A 17,011-nucleotide genomic window follows, 5' to 3' on the forward strand; every position below is an offset into this window, starting at 1 on the left:
GCATAAATCCTCGAAGGAGCTGCATGTCCCCGGTGGAAATCACCCCGGAGTTCAATCCGTTGCGTTCGCCCTCCGACTATCGCCTGAACCGGATCGCGGGGCCCTCCAGCCTCGTCATCTTCGGCGTTACCGGAGACCTGTCGCGGAAGAAACTCATGCCCGCCGTCTATGACCTGGCCAACCGGGGGCTTTTGCCGCCGGGGTTCGCCCTCGTCGGGTTCGCCCGCCGGGATTGGGACAACCAGGACTTCATGCAGGTGGTGCACGACTCTGTCAAGGAGTACGCACGCACCGAGTTCCACGAGGATGTCTGGGCCCAGTTGGCCGAGGGCATCCGCTTCGTGCCGGGCACCTTCGACGACGACGCCGCGTTCGAGCTCCTCAAGGAAACCATTGAGGAGCTCGACCGCGAGCGGGGAACCATGGGCAACCATGCGTTCTACCTGTCGATCCCCCCGAAGGCGTTCCCCCAGGTGACCGAGCAGCTGCGCAGGTCCGGCTTGGCGGAGCAGAAGAACGGTCAATGGCGACGTGTCGTCATCGAGAAGCCGTTCGGTAGCGACCTCAAAACGGCTCGCGAGCTCAACGACGTCGTCGAGTCGGTCTTCCCGGCCGATTCGGTGTTCCGCATCGACCACTACCTGGGCAAGGAGACGGTGCAGAACATTCTGGCGCTGCGCTTCGCGAACCAGTTGTACGAACCGATCTGGAACGCCAACTACGTCGACCACGTGCAGATCACCATGGCCGAAGACATCGGCGTCGGCGGACGTGCCGGCTACTACGACGGAATCGGCGCCGCCCGCGACGTCATCCAGAACCACCTCCTGCAGCTGTTGGCCCTCACCGCGATGGAGGAGCCCATCTCCTTCGACGCCGCCGACCTGCGCACCGAGAAAGAAAAAGTCCTCGCCTCCGTGCGCCTGCCGGAAGACCTGGCAACGGGGACCGCCCGTGGCCAGTACGCCGGCGGCTGGCAGGGTGGCGAGAAGATCCTCGGGTTCCTCGAGGAAGACGGCATGAACCCCGAGTCGCTGACCGAAACCTACGCCGCTCTGCGCCTCGAGATCGACACCCGGCGTTGGTCGGGTGTGCCGTTCTATCTCCGCGCCGGCAAGCGCCTCGGCCGCCGGGTCACCGAGATCGCCGTTGTCTTCAAGCGGGCACCGCAGTACCTCTTCGAGAAGAGCCAGACGGCCGCACTGGGCGAGAACGCCCTGGTCATCAGGGTCCAGCCCGATGAGGGCGTCACGATCCGGTTCGGCTCTAAGGTTCCCGGTGTCGGCATGCAGGTGCGCGACGTGACCATGGACTTCGGCTACGGTCACGCGTTCACCGAAGCCAGCCCCGAGGCTTACGAACGTCTGATCCTGGACGTGTTGCTGGGCGACCCGCCGCTCTTCCCCCGCCACGAGGAAGTCGAGTTGTCCTGGAAGATTCTCGACCCGATCGAAGAATTCTGGACCACCCAGGGCCAGCCGGAACAATACCGACCCGGAACCTGGGGGCCCGCATCAGCCGACGAACTGCTGTCACGAGACGGCCGGAACTGGAGACGCCCATGATCGTCGATCTGCCGGACACCACCACGGCCAAGATCTCCAAGGCACTGGTGCGCATCAGGGAAGAGGGCGGCGCTGTCGCCCTCGGCCGGGTGCTCACCCTCATCATCGCGGCCGAGCTCGGCCACGAGGAAGATGCCATCGAGGCCGCGAACGATGCGTCACGTGAGCACCCGATGCGGGTCATCGTGCTCTCCACCCAGGCAGAGGGCACCGCAGCGCACGAACCCAGGGTGGACGCCGAGATCCGGGTCGGCGGAGACGCCGGCGCGAGCGAGGTCATCGTGCTGCGCGCCTACGGTGACGCCGCCAGCGACCCGGAGAGCCTCGTCACCGGACTCCTGCTGCCCGACGCCCCCGTCGTGGCGTGGTGGCCCGGCGAGGCCCCTGCGGTGCCCGCCGAGTCGCCGTTGGGACGCATCGCCTACCGGCGAATCACCGACGCGTCCGCTCAGCCCGACCCGCAGGCCGCTCTCACGCGCATCTGTTCCACCTACCGGCCGGGTGACACCGACTTCGCCTGGACGCGGTTGACCCTGTGGCGTGCTCAGCTCGCCGCGGTGTTGGACCAGCCGCCGTACGAGTCCATCACCGCCGTGTCCGTCAGCGGTGCGCTGGACTCCCCCTCCACCACCCTTCTCGCGGCCTGGTTGCAGCTGCAGCTGCAGGTGCCGGTCGACTACGAACTCACGTCGGGCCAGCACGCGAACGGCATCCACGGCGTGCACCTCACCCGGGCGTCCGGGGTGATCTCGCTCGAGCGCGAGGTCCCCGGCATCGCCACCCTCACGCAGTCCGGCCAGCCCGTGCAGGACCTGACCCTCAAGCGCCGCAGCCTGCGCGACTGCCTGAGCGACGAGCTGCGCCGCCTCGACCCCGACGAACTGTACGGCGAGGTCATCACCCGCGGCCTGCCCCAACTGGCGGGTCCCACCACATCGACCGGAGACCACTCATGACACACGACAGGCGCGTGCTCGTACACGCCGACAAGTCGGCCCTGATCGACTCGGTCGCCGCCCGATTCATCACCAAGATGGCCGACATCCTGCACGAGCAGGGACACGCCCACGTGGTCCTGACCGGCGGAACCGTCGGAACCGGTGTGCTCGAAGCCATCAACGCCTCCCCCGACCGCGACAGCGTGGACTGGGCCAAGATCGACTTCTGGTGGGGCGACGAGCGCTGGGTTCCGCGCACGCACGCCGACCGCAACGAGGTACAGGCGCGTGCGGCATTGCTGGACCATATCGACATCCCCGCAGCGAACGTGCACTCGTTCCCGGCGTCGGATGAGGGCCTGGACCTGGATGCCGCCGCCGATCGTTACGCGGCCGAGCTCAAGACCCAGGCGGCACCGGATTCTTTGGTGCCCCAGTTCGACGTCACTTTCCTCGGGGTCGGGCCTGACGGCCACATCGCGTCGCTTTTCCCGCACATGCAGGGTATCCGGGAGAACGACCTCACGGTCATCGCGGTGCTGAACTCCCCCAAGCCCCCTTCGGAGCGGCTCAGCCTCACCCGATGGGTGATCAACTCGTCCGAGCGCATCTGGCTCGTTGTGTCCGGCACCGACAAGGCGTCGGCGCTCGGCCTGGCGCTGGCCGGCGCGAGTCGTGACGAGGTGCCCGTCGCCGGCATCCGCGGTCGCCACTACACCGATTTCTTCGTCGACGGCGAGGCCGCCGCGGAGGTTCCGGAGAACCTGATCGCTCAGCCGCACTGAGCCCGTCAGACACTGAAAAAGCGCATCGGTTCCTCGGAACCGATGCGCTTTTTCTTGTGTCAGCTAGTTGGTGGCGCTGAGCTTCCCGCGACGCACCCGAAGCTGCTGGAGAGCCTCCTCCAGGAGGGATTCCGCTTCCTCTTCGGTGCGGCGTTCCTTCACGTAGGCCAGGTGCGTCTTGTACGGTTCCAGCTTGACCACCGACGGCGGGTTCTCTTTGTCGCGACCGGCGGGGAGTCCCGACGACGGGCAATCGATGGTGTCGGGGATCTCTTCGTCAGGCAGGTTGGCGGCGAAGTACCGAACGGTCTCGTTGCCGAGTGCGTCCCAGTAGGAGACGCGGATGCGATCAGCGTGAAAACCACGGTCCTGCTCGCCCATGGGGCCGGCTCCGACTCGCGAGCCGCGAATTGCGCTTCCACCAGATGCCATTGTGTTCCTCCGCTATAAAAACTGTTCGGCGTGTTCGGGTTGTACTGCTGCGTTCCGGTCCCGCCGTGGGTGACCGGATACGGTTGGCGTCGCGGGTGGGGTCCCGCGACGCTACGACGTCGTTAGGCGCCGGTATCGAATTTGGTGATCAAGCCCAGCACGACGATGCAGGAAATCCACAGTACGGCCAGGATGATGGTGATGCGGTTGAGGTTACGTTCCGCAACGCCGGAGGCCCCGAGGTTCGAGGTGACCCCACCGCCGAACATGTCGGATAGACCCCCACCGCGCCCCTTGTGGAGCAAAATGAGCATGGTGAGCAGGAGGCTCGTGATGCCGAGCAAAACCTGCAATACAACCTGGAGAATCTCCACGCGAAACCTTTCACAAAACGATGGGCGCTAGAGCTCCACCAAGACCACTGGCAATTATAGCCTGACGGCAAACAAAACCCGCCGCACCCCCCGGAGGGGGTACGACGGGGCCACTTTACAGTCCGACGTGCTTCTGGAAGCGAACGATGCTGGAGAACTCGGTGATGTCCAGGCTCGCGCCTCCCACCAGTGCTCCGTCAACGTTCGGTTCCTTCATGAAGCCGGCGATGTTGACGCCCTTGACGGAACCCCCGTAGAGGATCCGGGTCTTGTCGGCGACGTCCTGGCCGAGCACCTCGGCCAGAGTCAGCCGCAGCGCGGCCGCAACCTGTTCTGCCTGGTCGGGCGTTGCCGCCTGGCCGGAGCCGATGGCCCAGACCGGTTCGTACGCCACGACGATGTCTGCGGCGTTGTCGACTCCGGCAAGCGCAGCCTTGAGCTGTGCGACCGGAACGGCGCTGGGACCGTGCAGTTCCAGGTCTGCGGCGGTTTCGCCGACGCAGATGATGGGAACCAGGTTGTGCTTCAACGCGGCGGTCACCTTGGCGGCGACGACCTCGTCGGTCTCGTTGTGCAGGGTGCGTCGCTCAGAGTGGCCGATCAGCACGTACTGGCATTCAAGCGCGGCCAGGAAGGCCGCCGAGATCTCGCCGGTGTACGCACCGGACTCCTGAGTGGAGACGTCCTGTCCGCCGTAGGCCAGGGGCAGCTTGTCCGCTGCGACCAGCGTCTGCACGCTGCGCAGGTCGGTGAACGGCGGGAACACGGCGACCTCGGTGGAGGTGAAGTCGTGTCCGGCGTCCTTGAGGCTCCACGCCAGCTTCTGCACGAAGGCGATGGCCTGGAGGTGGTCCAGGTTCATCTTCCAGTTTCCTGCAATCAGGGGAACACGCGTGTTTACTGCCATCCGAGGACCTCCAGTCCTGGCAGTCGCTTACCCTCGAGGAACTCGAGGCTGGCGCCACCGCCGGTAGAAATATGACCGAACTGGTCATCGTTGAAACCGAGGATGCGCACGGCAGCGGCGGAGTCTCCTCCGCCGACAACGCTGAGCCCATTGACCTCGGTGAGTGCGGCGGCAACCGTGCGGGTGCCGTCCGCGAAGGGTGCCAGTTCGAAAACGCCCATCGGGCCGTTCCAGAACACGGTCTTCGACACCCGGATGATTGCAGCGAATGCGGCCGCGGTGTCGGGTCCGATGTCCAGGCCCAGTCCGGCAGCGCCGAACGGGGTGTCCTCGATCTGATCGGCCGGCGTGGTGACGTACTCGGCGTCTGCCCCGAACTTGGAGGCGACGACGACGTCGGTCGGCAGGACGATCTTCACACCGAGACGGTCGGCCTCGGCGAGGTATCCGCGAACGGTCTCGATCTGGTCGACCTCGAGCAGGCTGGCGCCGACCTTGTGGCCTTGGGCCGCGAGGAAGGTGAACAGCATGCCGCCGCCGATCAGGAGCGAGTTCACCCGCGGCAGCAGGTGGCCGATGACCCCGAGCTTGTCCGACACCTTCGAGCCGCCGAGGATCACCGTGTACGGCGCCTCGGGCTTCTCGGTGAGGCGGTCGAGTACGTCGAGCTCTGCTGCGATGAGCAGGCCGGCCGCGCTCGGCAGGATCTGGGCCAGGTCGAAGACGCTGGCCTGCTTGCGGTGGACGACGCCGAAGCCGTCGGAGACCAGGGCATCGCCGAGCGCCGAGAGCTCGGTGGCGAAGGCCACCCGCTCGGTTTCGACCTTGCTGGTTTCGCCCGCGTTGAAGCGCAGGTTCTCCAGTACGACGATGTCACCGTCTGTCAGAGCCGCGACCGCGGCCTGGGCAGATTCTCCGACGGTGTCGGTGGCGAACGCCACCGGGGAACCGATCAGTTCGGCCAGACGCGCCGCAACGGGCGCCAGGCTGTACTTGGGGTTGACCTGGCCGTCAGGGCGCCCGAGGTGAGAAACGATCACCAGACGGGCACCCTGCTCGACCAGAGCCTTGAGGGTGGGCAGGGACGCCCGCACGCGGCCATCGTCGGTGATCTGACCGTCCTTCAACGGAACGTTCAGATCACACCGAACGATGACGCGCTTGCCGTGGAGCGATCCCAGCGATTCGATAGTGCGAAGCGTCACTGCGTGTCCCTTAGTTAGATGCGCTCGGCGACGAACTCGGTGAGGTCAACCATGCGGTTGGAGTAGCCCCACTCGTTGTCGTACCAGGAGGACAGCTTGACCTGGTCGCCCAGGACGCGCAGCAGGCCGGCGTCGAAGATCGAGGAGTGCGGGTCGGTCACGATGTCGCTGGAGACGATCTCGTCCTCGGTGTACATCAGGATGCCCTTGAGGGGGCCCTCTGCTGCTGCCTTGTACGCGGCCTTGATGGCTTCGACGGTGACCGGCTTCTCGGCGATGACGGTCAGGTCGGTGATGGAACCGGTGGGCACGGGTACGCGCAGGGCGAAGCCGTCAAGCTTGCCGGCGAGCTCCGGGAGGACGATGCCCAGGGCCTTGGCGGCGCCGGTCGAGGTCGGGATGATGTTGACGGCGGCGGCGCGGGCGCGACGCAGGTCGCTGTGCGGGCCATCCTGCAGGTTCTGGTCTGCGGTGTACGCGTGGATGGTGGTCATCAGGCCACTCTTGATGCCGAAGTTGTCGTTGAAGACCTTGGCCAGCGGTGCGAGGCAGTTCGTGGTGCAGGACGCGTTGGAGATGATGTCGAACTTCGCGGAGTCGTAAGTCTCCTCGTTGACGCCCATGACGATCGTCGCAACGTCGCCGGTGGCGGGAGCGGAGACGATGACCTTCTTGGCACCGGCGGTGATGTGCTTGCGCGCATCGTCGGCCTTGGTGAAGCGACCGGTCGACTCGATCACGATGTCGACGCCCAGGGCGCCCCAGGGGAGGTTGGCCGGGTCGCGCTCGGCGAGAACCTTGATCGGCTTGCCGTTGACGAGGATGGAGTCGCCCTCGACGGAGACGGTGGCGTCCAGACGGCCCGTGATGGAGTCGTATTTGAGGAGGTGCGCCAGGGTCTTGGTGTCGGTGAGGTCGTTGACGGCGACAATTTCGATGTCGCTGCCCTGGGCCAGTGCGGCGCGCAGGTAGTTGCGGCCAATGCGGCCAAATCCGTTAATGCCAATCTTTACAGACAAAATAGCTCCTGTTATTGATGACGCGTGTGGCGCCGGGTGGTGGGAAGGAAAAGAACTGAAGGTGTGAGTGGGGAGACTCTAGGAGAGCAGCAGGAGTCCGCTGGTCTTCTCGCGAGCGGCGACGAATCGCGCCTGGACGTTCTCCCAGTCGACGATGTTCCAGAACGCCTTGACGTAGTCGGCGCGCACGTTCTGGTAGTCGAGGTAGTAGGCGTGCTCCCAGACATCGAGCATGAGGATCGGTACCGTGCCGGCCGCGAAGTTGGCCTGCTGGTCGAAGAACTGCTGGATGATCAGGCGCTGACCGACGGAGTCCCAGGCCAGCACTGACCAGCCGGAACCCTGCACGCCCATCGCGGTGGCCGCGAAGTGCGCCTGGAACTTATCAAAGGAACCGAAGAAGTCATCGATTGCGCTGGCGAGTTCACCGACCGGCTTGTCGCCACCGTTCGGGGACATGTTGGTCCAGAAGATCGAGTGGTTGACGTGGCCGCCGAGGTTGAACGCGAGGTCCTTCTCGAGCTTGTTGACGTACACGAGACTGCCTGAGTCGCGAGCCTCCGCCAGCTGGGCGAGGGCGGTGTTGGCGCCGGTCACGTAGGCCTGGTGGTGCTTGCTGTGGTGGAGTTCCATAATGGTGCCGCTGATACTCGGCGCGAGCGCAGAGTAGTCGTAAGCCAGTTCAGGCAGGGTGTATTCGGCCATAGCTCGTATCTCCTCATTGTGTGGCAGCGACGCGATTTCTCTCGTCATCTGCACTGTAAGTGACCTTTTTAGTCTACTCAGGTGAATAGGGGACGTTAGTCCCCTATTACCGGTGTGCAGGCCGTCAGCAGAGGGGTGATCAGACGTCGTCGAGATCGGCCGGCAGGTTGGCGTCGGTGCCGGGGATGCCCAGGTCGACGGCCTTCTTGTCTGCCATCGCCAGGAGGCGCCGGATCCGGCCGGCCACCGCGTCCTTGGTCATGGGCGGGTCGGCGTGGTGGCCGAGTTCGTCGAGGCTGGAGTCCCGGAAGGACAGGCGCAGCTCCCCCGCATATCGCAGGTGTTCCGGGATGTCGTCGCCGAGGATCTCCATCGCCCTGTCGACCCGGGCGCACGCCGCGACCGCGGCCTGGGCGGAGCGGCGCAGGTTGGCGTCGTCGAAGTTCACCAGGCGGTTGGCCGTGGCACGCACCTCGCGGCGTTGGCGCAGCGCTTCCCAGTTGAGCACGGTTTCCGCGGCGCCCATCTGCACGAGCATCGCGCCGATGGCGTCACCGTCACGGATGACGACGCGGTGGACGCCGCGTACCTCGCGGGCCTTCGCGACGATGCCGAGGCGCCCGGCGGCACCCACGATGGCCATGGCGGCCTCGTTGCCCGGGCAGACGACTTCGAGGGCGGCGGAGCGACCGGGGTCGGTCAGCGAGCCGGCCGCGAGGAACGCACCACGCCAGACCGCGGCGATCTCTTCCTTCGAACCCGTCGTCAGACGGTTGGGCAGTCCACGGATGGGGCGGCGGCGGGCGTCGAGCAGTCCCGTCTGCCTGGCCAGTGTTTCGCCGCCGTCGAGCACCCGCACGAGGTAGTGGTTGGTGCGGCGGAGCCCGGACGCCGTGATCACAGACACGTCGCTGCGCACGCCGTACAGTTCGGCGAGGTCCTTCCGCACCCGGCGGGCCAACAGCGGGGTATCGAGTTCCGACTCGATGGCGATTCGACCGGAGATCATGTGCAGACCGCCGGAGAAACGCAGGATCGTCGCCAGTTCGGCCGCGCGAACCGTGGTCTTCGAAACCTCGACGCGGGATAGTTCATCTTTGACGTCGATGGTGAGTGCCAATCGTCATTTCCATTCTGTTGTTCGGGCCGGCCGTCACGTTGGACGGCAGACCGTGTCGTTATTCTCGTCCGAGGTCGCGGTGCTTGAGGCTTACCGCGACGCCGGGAAATTCTTGGAGCAGGCCGGCGAGTTCCCTCGCCATGGCCACCGAGCGGTGCTTGCCTCCGGTGCAGCCGATGGCGATGGTGGCGTGACGCTTGTTCTCGCGCTGGTAGCCGGCGAGCACCGGTCGGACGGCGGCCGCGTAGCTGGTGATGAACTCACGCGCACCGTCCTGGCCGAGCACGTATTCGCTGACCTCGGGGTCGAGGCCGGTGTGCGAGCGAAGTTCGGGGATCCAAAACGGATTCGGCAGGAACCGGGCGTCGGCGACCATGTCGACATCGGTGGGTAACCCGTACTTGAACCCGAAACTCATCACGGTGAGGTGCAGCCCGGCCGCGTTCTCCGCAGCGAAGCGCTCGGTGATCGTGGTGGCGAGCTGGTGGATGTTGAGATCCGACGTGTCGATGACGATGTCGCAGGATTCTCGCACGACGGCCAGCCGGGTGCGCTCGGCGGAGATGCCGTCCAGGATCGTCCCCTCACCCTGTAGCGGGTGGGGGCGCCGAACCGCTTCGAATCGGCGGACGAGCACATCGTCACGCGCTTCGAGGAAGATCACCCGGACCTGGGTGCCGCTGCGGAGCGCCTGGACGAGTTCCTGGAAATCGCCGAAGAAGTCCCGGCCACGGATGTCGACGACGGCCGCGATCTTGGGCAGGCTGGTGCCCGCCCGTCCGACGAGCTCGACCAGTGGGCGCAGCATCTGCGGCGGCAGGTTGTCGACCACGTACCAGCCGAGGTCCTCCAGCGCGTTGGCGACGGTCGATCGACCGGCGCCGGACATGCCGGTAACGATCAGCATTTCCTGCTTTTCGGTGTCCGTGCTCATGCTGGATTACGCCTTCGGTCGAAGTTAGTGAATGTCCAGCCTACCGACCGGGGGCGTCTCTAGGCGCGCAGGTGCCGGTGAATGCCCTCGGCGAGGGCAGGTCCGATCCCCCGGATCTCGGCGATCGAGTCGACCGACGCCTCTCTGAGGCGGGCGACCGACCCGAAGTGCACCAACAGCACTTTGATGCGGGCGGGGCCCAAGCCGGGAATTTCGCCGAGGATGGTGTTGATGTCCCGCTTGCGTCTGGCGCGCTGATGAGTGATGGCGAAGCGGTGCGCTTCGTCGCGGATGCGTTGGATGAGGAACAAGGCGTCGCTGTTGCGCGGCAGGATCACCGGGTACTCGGAATCCGGCAGCCAGATTTCCTCCAGCCGTTTCGCGATGCCGCACAGGGTGATGCCCTGGACTCCGGACTCCCGCAGGGCGCGTGCCGCTGCCGCGACCTGCGGTTGCCCGCCGTCGACGATGAGCAGGTTCGGTTGGTAGCGGAATTTCGCTCGTTTCGCTGTTGGGTCCGCCTCGTCCGCGGCGGGCTCGTCCGCGCCGGAGGCCTCCGCGACGATCATGCCGTCAAGCGGGTTGGCCGGCACCGCGATGACGCCGCCCTTCGGTAGAGCCTCCGGGGTGGCGTCGTCGGGAACCAGGTAGGCCAGCCGCCGGGTGAGGACCCGATACAGGGAATCGGTGTCGTCGGTGGACTCCGGGACACCGAACCGGCGGTACTCGTCCTTCCGCGGCAGCCCGTCCTCGAAGACCACCATGGAGGCCACGATGTTGGTCCCGCCGAGATGCGACACGTCGTAGCACTCCATCCGGAGCGGGGCGGATTCCATGCCCAGTGCCTCCTGGAGGTCCTCGAGGGCCTTCGATCTGGCGACGAAGTCGGAGCTGCGCCGGGTCTTGTAGAGCATCAGCGCCTGCTTGGCGTTCTGGGTGGCCGTGACCAGCAGGGCGGCCTTCTCGCCGCGCTGGGCCGCGACGAGCCGCACCTTGCGGTGCGCGATCTCGCCGAGCCAGCCTTCGAGGGCGTCGGCGTCGTCCGGCAGCTCCGGCAGCACGATTTCCCGGGGCGGCACGGCGTCGCCGGTGTACGCGGTCTGCATGATCGAGTCGATCAGTTCACTGATGCTCAGGTCGAGTTCCTTGTCGACGACCCAGCCGCGCACACCGCGGATGCGCCCGCCGCGGACGATGAACAGTTGAACGGCCGCGGCGAGCTCGTCCTGTTCGATCGCGAACAGGTCGATGTCGACGTTGTCGCGCAGCACGACGGCGCTCTTCTCCAGCACGGCGTTGAGCGCCTTCACCTGGTCGCGCCGCCTGGCGGCGGTTTCGTAGTCCTGCGCCAGAGCGGCGTCCTTCATCTGGGCCGTGAGGCTGTTGATGAGCTTGCGATCCTGGCTGCCCATGAAACTGACGAATTCGTTGACGATCTTGCGGTGTTCCTCGATGCCCACCTTGCCGGAGCAGGGCCCGAAGCAGCGACCGATCTGGCCGGCGAAGCAGGGCTTGCCCGACTGCATGGCACGCTTGTAGTTGGCGTTGTTGCAGGTGCGGATCGGGAAGGCCTTGAGCATCAGGTCGATGGTCTCGTGCACGGCCCACACCTTGGGGTACGGCCCGAAGTAGCGGGCGCCCTTGATGCCGGACGTGCGGGTCACGAGCGCCCGCGGTGCCTCGTCCGCCAGGGTCACCGCGAGGTACGGGTACGACTTGTCGTCCTTGAACTGCACGTTGAACGGCGGGTCGAATTCGTTGATCCAGGTCCACTCGAGCTGCAGCGCCTCGATCTCTGTGCCCACGGTCGTCCATTCGACGCTGGCCGCCGTCGTCACCATCCGCCGGGTGCGTTCGTGCAGGCTGCTCAGCGGCGCGAAGTAGTTACTCAGCCGGGCACGCAGGTTCTTGGCCTTGCCCACGTACAGCACCCGTCGGGAGGCGTCGCGAAACCTGTAGACACCGGGTTGGGTGGGGATCTCCCCGGGCTTGGGGCGATAGCTCAGAGCGTCAGACATGTTCTCCTGCGCCTACCGTGTGGCGAGGACCTCCTTCAGGAATGCTCCGGTGTGGCTCTTCTTCACTGCCGCGACGTGCTCGGGCGTTCCGGTGGCGAGCACCTTGCCCCCGCCGGAACCGCCCTCCGGACCCAGGTCGATGACCCAGTCGGCCGACTTGATCACGTCGAGGTTGTGCTCGATGACGATGACGGTGTTGCCCTTGTCAACGAGGCTGTTCAGCACCAGCAGGAGCTTCCGTACGTCCTCGAAGTGCAGGCCGGTGGTCGGCTCGTCGAGAACGTACACGCTGCGCCCGTTGGAACGGCGCTGCAGTTCGGTGGCCAGCTTGACCCGCTGCGCCTCACCGCCGGAGAGGGTCGTGGCGCTCTGCCCCAGGCGCACATACCCGAGCCCCACCTCGACGAGGGTTTTGAGGAACCGGTGGATCGCCGAGATCGGTTCGAAGAACTCGGCGGCCTCGCTGATCGGCATGTCGAGGACCTCGGCGATGTTCTTGCCCTTGTAGTGCACGGTGAGGGTGTCGCGGTTGTACCGCGCTCCCCCGCAGACCTCACAGGCCACGTACACGTCGGGCAGGAAGTTCATCTCGATCTTGATGGTGCCGTCGCCGGAGCATGCCTCGCAGCGGCCGCCCTTGACGTTGAAGCTGAACCTGCCGGGCAGGTAGCCGCGGGCCTTGGCCTCCATGGTCTCGGCGAACAGGTTGCGGATTTTGTCGAACACGCCGGTGTAGGTGGCCGGGTTCGAGCGCGGGGTGCGTCCGATGGGGGCCTGGTCCACGTGGATCACCTTGTCGAGCTGGTCGAGGCCGGTGACCTTCGTGTGCCGGCCGGGCAGCTTCCGGGCGCCGTTGAGCCGGTTGGCGAGGACCCTGTACAGCACGTCGTTGACGAGGGATGATTTGCCGGACCCGCTGACGCCGGTGACGGCGGTGAAGACGCCCAGCGGGAACTTGACCGTGACTTTCCGCAGGTTGTTCGCCTCGGCACCCACCACGGTGATCTCACGGTCGGGGTCCAGCGGCCGACGTGTCGCCGGGGTGGCGATCGACTTCCGGCCGGAGAGGTAGTCCGCGGTGAGGGACTTCGTGTTGGTGAGCAGGTCAGCATACGACCCCGAGTGCACGACGTGTCCGCCGTTGACGCCGGCGCCCGGTCCGATGTCGACCACCCAGTCAGCGGTCTTGATGGTGTCCTCGTCGTGTTCCACGACGATGAGGGTGTTGCCCAGGTCGCGGAGCGCGACCAGCGTCTCGATGAGGCGCCGGTTGTCGCGCTGGTGCAGCCCGATGCTGGGCTCGTCGAGGACGTAGAGCACCCCGGTCAGTCCCGAACCGATCTGGGTGGCCAGCCGGATGCGTTGGGCCTCGCCGCCGGACAGGGTCGCGGCCGCGCGGGCCAGGCTGAGGTAGTTCAGGCCCACCCGAAGCAGGAAGTCCAGTCGCACCTTGATCTCGCGCAGCACCTGGGCGGCAATGGTCTTCTCGCGTTCGGTGAGTTCGAGCTTGTCCATGAAGTCCCGGGCATCGGCGAGGCTGAGTCGGCAGATATCGGCGATGCTCATCTCGTGCACGAGAACGGCGAGTACCTCAGGCTTGAGCCGGGTGCCGTCGCAAACCGGGCAGTCCACCTCGCGCAGGTATTCCCCCCAGCGCTGGCGCTGGGTGTCGGTTTCGGCCTGCAGGAACTGGCGCTCGATGTAGGGCACAACACCTTCGAAACCGGAGGTGTAGCTCATCTCCCGGCCGTAACGGTTCTTCCATTTGACCTTGACCTCGAAGTTGTCGCCGCGCATGACAGCGGTGCGCACCTCGGCCGGGAGCTTCTTCCACGGTGTGTCGAGCGAGAACTTGAGGTCGCGGGCAAGCCCGTCCAGGAGCTTCTCGTAGTACTGGAAGAGTCCCTTGCCCTGGGTGGTCCAGGGCAGTACGACACCCTCAGCGATGCTCAGGTCCGGGTCGCCGAGAAGTAGGTCCTCGTCGACGGACATACGGGTTCCCAGGCCGGAGCATTCGGGGCAGGCACCGAACGGTGCGTTGAACGAGAAGGTGCGCGGTTCGATCTCGGTGAGCTGCACGGGGTGGTTGTTCGGGCAGGAGAGCTTTTCTGAATAGCTCTGCCAGGCCTCGTCGCCGGTGAGGTCGACGAAGTTGACCTGCACGAGGCCGTCGGTGAGCTTGAGCGCCGTCTCCAGGGAGTCGGTGAGCCGGCTGAGCAGGTCGGGGCCGGCGACGAGGCGGTCGACGACCACGGAGATGTCGTGCTTGAGCTGCTTCTTCAGCGTGGGTGGTTCGTTCAACTGGATCTGGACGCCGTCGACCATTGCGCGGGAGTACCCGCCGGCGGCGAGCTCCTTAAACAGGTCGACGAACTCGCCCTTTTTCTGCGACACGATCGGGCTCAGGATCTGGTACCGCACGCCGGTTTCCATTTCCATGAGCTGATCGGCGATCTGCTGCACGGTCTGCGACTGGATGATCTCCCCGCAGACGGCACAGTGCGGCACCCCGATACGTGCCCAGAGCAGGCGCATGTAATCGTAGATCTCGGTGATGGTGCCCACGGTGGACCGCGGGTTGCGGTTGGTGGATTTCTGGTCGATGGACACGGCGGGGCTGAGCCCCTCGATGAAGTCGACGTCGGGCCTGTCGACCTGCCCGAGGAACTGGCGCGCATAGGCCGACAGGGATTCGACGTACCGCCGTTGGCCCTCCGCGAAAATCGTATCGAAGGCGAGCGATGATTTGCCCGACCCGGAGAGACCTGTGAACACCACGAGCGAATCGCGGGGGATGTCGAGGTTGACGTTGTGCAAGTTGTGCACGCGTGCACCACGGACGCTGAGTTGAGAGCCCTGCTCTACCTTGGAAATTGACACCATTCGAGTCTATGCAGTACCACCGACACCGCAGTGCCACCGACAGCGCAGTGCCGCCCGACCCGCTAGCTCAGGTGGCCGGCCTTCTCCATCTGACGAAGCTCCCGCTTGAGCTCGGACACTTCGTCGCGCAGCCTGCCGGCCAATTCGAACTTGAGTTCGCCGGCGGCCTCGAGCATCTGGGCGTTGAGGTCGGCGATGATCGATTCGAGGTCGTTGGCGCCGTTGGCCGCGAGGCCCTTGCGCACCGACGGTGTGGGGCTGCGGCGGCGGGCGTCACGGCCGGCCAGCAGCTCGGCGGTGTCAGCCTCCTCGCGGGAGAGCGCGTCGGTGATGTCGGCGATGCGCTTGCGGAGCGGGGTGGGATCGATGCCGTGCAGGGTGTTGTACTCCACCTGCTTCTCCCGGCGCCGGTCGGTCTCGTCGATGGCCCTGGCCATCGAGTCGGTCATCCTGTCGGCATACATATGCACCTCGCCGGAGACGTTGCGCGCGGCGCGACCGATGGTCTGGATCAGCGAGGTGGACGAGCGCAGGAACCCTTCCTTGTCGGCGTCGAGGATGGCCACCAGGGACACCTCGGGCAGGTCGAGGCCCTCCCGGAGCAGGTTGATGCCCACCAGCACGTCGTACAGGCCCTGGCGCAGCTCGGTGAGCAGCTCCACCCGGCGCAGGGTGTCGACGTCTGAGTGCAGGTACCGCACCCGAACGCCGGCCTCGGTGAGGAAGTCGGTGAGTTCCTCGGCCATCTTCTTGGTCAGGGTGGTCACCAGCACCCGCTCGTTGAGTTCGACGCGCAGACGGATCTGCTCGAGCAGGTCATCGATCTGACCGGCGGACGGCTTGACGATGATCTGCGGGTCGATCAGACCGGTCGGGCGGATGATCTGCTCGACGATGCCGTCGGCGATGCCCATCTCGTACTTGCCGGGGGTGGCGGAGAGGTACACGGTCTGGCCGACCCGGCCCTTGAACTCGTTCCACTTGAGCGGGCGGTTGTCCAGCGCGCTGGGCAACCGGAACCCGTGCTCGACCAGGGTGCGCTTGCGTGACGAGTCGCCCTCGAACATGGCGCCGATCTGCGGCACCGTCACATGGGACTCGTCGATGACCACAAGGAAGTCGTCGGGGAAGTAATCGAGCAGGCAGTGCCCGGGCTCCCCCGCGCTTCTCCCGTCGATGTGCCGGGAGTAGTTCTCGATGCCGGAGCAGAATCCGATCTGTTCCATCATCTCCAGGTCGAAGGTGGTCCGCATCCGCAGGCGTTGTGCTTCCAGCAGCTTGCCCTCGCGTTCCAACTGGCCCAGCCGTTCCTCCAGTTCTTCCTTGATCGTCACCATCGCCCGCTGCATGACGTCGGTGCTGGCCACGTAGTGGGAACCGGGGAACACCGACACGGCATCGAGCTTTCGCACGACATCGCCGGTGAGCGGATGCAGGCTGTAGAGCGCCTCGATTTCGTCACCGAACATCTCGATGCGGATGGCGAGTTCTTCGTACATCGGGATGATCTCGATGGTGTCGCCGCGCACCCTGAAGTGGCCGCGGGAGAAGTCGACGTCGTTGCGCTGGTACTGCATGGCCACGAATTTGCGGATCAGCCAGTCCCGGTCAACCTTTTGGCCGACCTGCAGCGCCACCATGGCTTCCAGGTAACCCTCGGGGGTGCCCAGGCCGTAGATGCAGGACACCGTGGAGACGACGATGACGTCGCGTCGGCTGAGTAGCGAGTTGGTGGTGGAGTGCCGGAGCCGTTCGACTTCCTCGTTGATCGAGGAGTCCTTCTCGATGAACGTGTCGGTCTGCGGCACGTACGCCTCCGGCTGGTAGTAGTCGTAGTACGACACGAAGTACTCGACGGCGTTGTTGGGCATCAGTTCGCGGAACTCGTTCACAAGCTGCGCGGCCAGGGTCTTGTTGTGGGCGAGGACCAGGGTGGGGCGTTGTACCTGCTCGATCAGCCAGGCTGTCGTCGCGGACTTGCCGGTTCCGGTGGCGCCGAGCAGCACGATGTCGGTTTCACCGGCGTTGATCCGGCCGGTGAGTTCGGCGATGGCGCCGGGCTGGTCGCCGCTGGGCGTGTACTCGCTCACGACCTCGAAGGGATGAACGGCGCGGGTGGGTTCCAT

The 17,011-nt window shown here is 65.6% G+C and carries 14 protein-coding genes; 3 read left to right on the top strand and 11 right to left on the bottom strand.

All coding sequences use genetic code 11. From position 1 onward, the window contains the following. The first annotated feature begins 23 nt into the window (after nucleotides 1-23). From zwf to pgl, 3 genes are read left to right on the top strand one after another with little or no spacing between them, the layout of a single operon-like run. The gene (zwf, locus tag E3T19_RS05110; protein WP_088456243.1) at nucleotides 24-1,565 is read left to right on the top strand and encodes a glucose-6-phosphate dehydrogenase; all 1,542 of its coding nucleotides are present in this window, start codon (nucleotides 24-26) and stop codon (nucleotides 1,563-1,565) included. Then, nucleotides 1,562-2,521, top strand: a complete 960-nt coding sequence (locus tag E3T19_RS05115; protein WP_088456244.1) for a glucose-6-phosphate dehydrogenase assembly protein OpcA — start codon at nucleotides 1,562-1,564, stop codon at nucleotides 2,519-2,521. The genes zwf and E3T19_RS05115 overlap by 4 nt, the downstream gene beginning before the upstream one ends. Then, nucleotides 2,518-3,288 (top strand): 6-phosphogluconolactonase, encoded by a 771-nt coding sequence (gene pgl, locus E3T19_RS05120; RefSeq protein WP_088456245.1) that lies wholly within the window; start codon nucleotides 2,518-2,520, stop codon nucleotides 3,286-3,288. Before E3T19_RS05115 ends, pgl begins: the two co-directional genes overlap by 4 nt. A 63-nt stretch (nucleotides 3,289-3,351) precedes the next feature. On the opposite strand, the gene E3T19_RS05125 is transcribed toward pgl, so the two are convergent. From E3T19_RS05125 to uvrB, 11 genes are all read right to left on the bottom strand, one after another. Continuing rightward, nucleotides 3,352-3,720 carry an RNA polymerase-binding protein RbpA gene (locus E3T19_RS05125; RefSeq protein ID WP_066595496.1) on the bottom strand — a complete coding sequence of 123 codons (369 nt, stop codon included), beginning with the start codon at nucleotides 3,718-3,720 and terminating at the stop codon, nucleotides 3,352-3,354. Nucleotides 3,721-3,842: 122 nt separating this feature from the next. Beyond that, nucleotides 3,843-4,094: a preprotein translocase subunit SecG gene (secG, locus tag E3T19_RS05130; RefSeq protein WP_066595498.1), complete on the bottom strand. Its 252-nt coding sequence runs from the start codon at nucleotides 4,092-4,094 to the stop codon at nucleotides 3,843-3,845. A 115-nt stretch (nucleotides 4,095-4,209) separates the two neighbouring features. Next, on the bottom strand, nucleotides 4,210-5,001 hold the full coding sequence (gene tpiA / locus E3T19_RS05135; RefSeq protein ID WP_088456246.1) for a triose-phosphate isomerase: 792 nt from the start codon (nucleotides 4,999-5,001) through the stop codon (nucleotides 4,210-4,212). Further along, nucleotides 4,992-6,206 (bottom strand): phosphoglycerate kinase, encoded by a 1,215-nt coding sequence (gene pgk / locus E3T19_RS05140; protein ID WP_088456247.1) that lies wholly within the window; start codon nucleotides 6,204-6,206, stop codon nucleotides 4,992-4,994. Before pgk ends, tpiA begins: the two co-directional genes overlap by 10 nt. A gap of 14 nt (nucleotides 6,207-6,220) precedes the next feature. Then, a complete protein-coding gene (gene gap / locus E3T19_RS05145) occupies nucleotides 6,221-7,225 on the bottom strand; it encodes a type I glyceraldehyde-3-phosphate dehydrogenase (RefSeq protein WP_088456248.1) in 1,005 nt (334 codons plus the stop codon). Nucleotides 7,226-7,303: 78 nt separating this feature from the next. Continuing rightward, nucleotides 7,304-7,930: a superoxide dismutase gene (locus tag E3T19_RS05150; RefSeq protein WP_088456249.1), complete on the bottom strand. Its 627-nt coding sequence runs from the start codon at nucleotides 7,928-7,930 to the stop codon at nucleotides 7,304-7,306. Between the two features lie 139 nt (nucleotides 7,931-8,069). Beyond that, entirely contained in the window at nucleotides 8,070-9,050 is a 981-nt protein-coding gene (gene whiA / locus E3T19_RS05155) for a DNA-binding protein WhiA (RefSeq protein ID WP_088456250.1), read from the bottom strand. Nucleotides 9,051-9,108: 58 nt separating this feature from the next. Beyond that, on the bottom strand, nucleotides 9,109-9,984 hold the full coding sequence (rapZ, locus tag E3T19_RS05160) for an RNase adapter RapZ (protein WP_088456251.1): 876 nt from the start codon (nucleotides 9,982-9,984) through the stop codon (nucleotides 9,109-9,111). 59 nt (nucleotides 9,985-10,043) lie between these two features. Next, nucleotides 10,044-12,002, bottom strand: a complete 1,959-nt coding sequence (uvrC, locus tag E3T19_RS05165) for an excinuclease ABC subunit UvrC (RefSeq protein ID WP_134408249.1) — start codon at nucleotides 12,000-12,002, stop codon at nucleotides 10,044-10,046. A 12-nt stretch (nucleotides 12,003-12,014) separates the two neighbouring features. Beyond that, nucleotides 12,015-14,882 carry an excinuclease ABC subunit UvrA gene (gene uvrA / locus E3T19_RS05170; protein ID WP_241980028.1) on the bottom strand — a complete coding sequence of 956 codons (2,868 nt, stop codon included), beginning with the start codon at nucleotides 14,880-14,882 and terminating at the stop codon, nucleotides 12,015-12,017. A 65-nt stretch (nucleotides 14,883-14,947) separates the two neighbouring features. Further along, nucleotides 14,948-17,011, bottom strand: coding sequence for an excinuclease ABC subunit UvrB (gene uvrB, locus E3T19_RS05175; protein WP_088456254.1), 2,064 nt, complete (start codon nucleotides 17,009-17,011; stop codon nucleotides 14,948-14,950).

The sequence above is a fragment of the Cryobacterium sp. TMT4-31 genome, assembly GCF_004403385.1.
GTDB lineage: Bacteria > Actinomycetota > Actinomycetes > Actinomycetales > Microbacteriaceae > Cryobacterium > Cryobacterium zongtaii.

Excerpts from the sequence above, each read along its gene's own strand:
- rapZ (WP_088456251.1), bottom strand. The coding sequence starts at position 9,984 with ATGAGCACGGACACCGAAAAGCAGGAAATGCTGATCGTTACCGGCATG.
- tpiA (WP_088456246.1), bottom strand. The coding sequence starts at position 5,001 with ATGGCAGTAAACACGCGTGTTCCCCTGATTGCAGGAAACTGGAAGATG.
- E3T19_RS05125 (WP_066595496.1), bottom strand. The coding sequence starts at position 3,720 with ATGGCATCTGGTGGAAGCGCAATTCGCGGCTCGCGAGTCGGAGCCGGC.
- E3T19_RS05115 (WP_088456244.1), top strand. The coding sequence starts at position 1,562 with ATGATCGTCGATCTGCCGGACACCACCACGGCCAAGATCTCCAAGGCA.
- pgl (WP_088456245.1), top strand. The coding sequence starts at position 2,518 with ATGACACACGACAGGCGCGTGCTCGTACACGCCGACAAGTCGGCCCTG.
- zwf (WP_088456243.1), top strand. The coding sequence starts at position 24 with ATGTCCCCGGTGGAAATCACCCCGGAGTTCAATCCGTTGCGTTCGCCC.
- E3T19_RS05150 (WP_088456249.1), bottom strand. The coding sequence starts at position 7,930 with ATGGCCGAATACACCCTGCCTGAACTGGCTTACGACTACTCTGCGCTC.
- uvrB (WP_088456254.1), bottom strand. The coding sequence starts at position 17,011 with ATGGAACCCACCCGCGCCGTTCATCCCTTCGAGGTCGTGAGCGAGTAC.
- uvrC (WP_134408249.1), bottom strand. The coding sequence starts at position 12,002 with ATGTCTGACGCTCTGAGCTATCGCCCCAAGCCCGGGGAGATCCCCACC.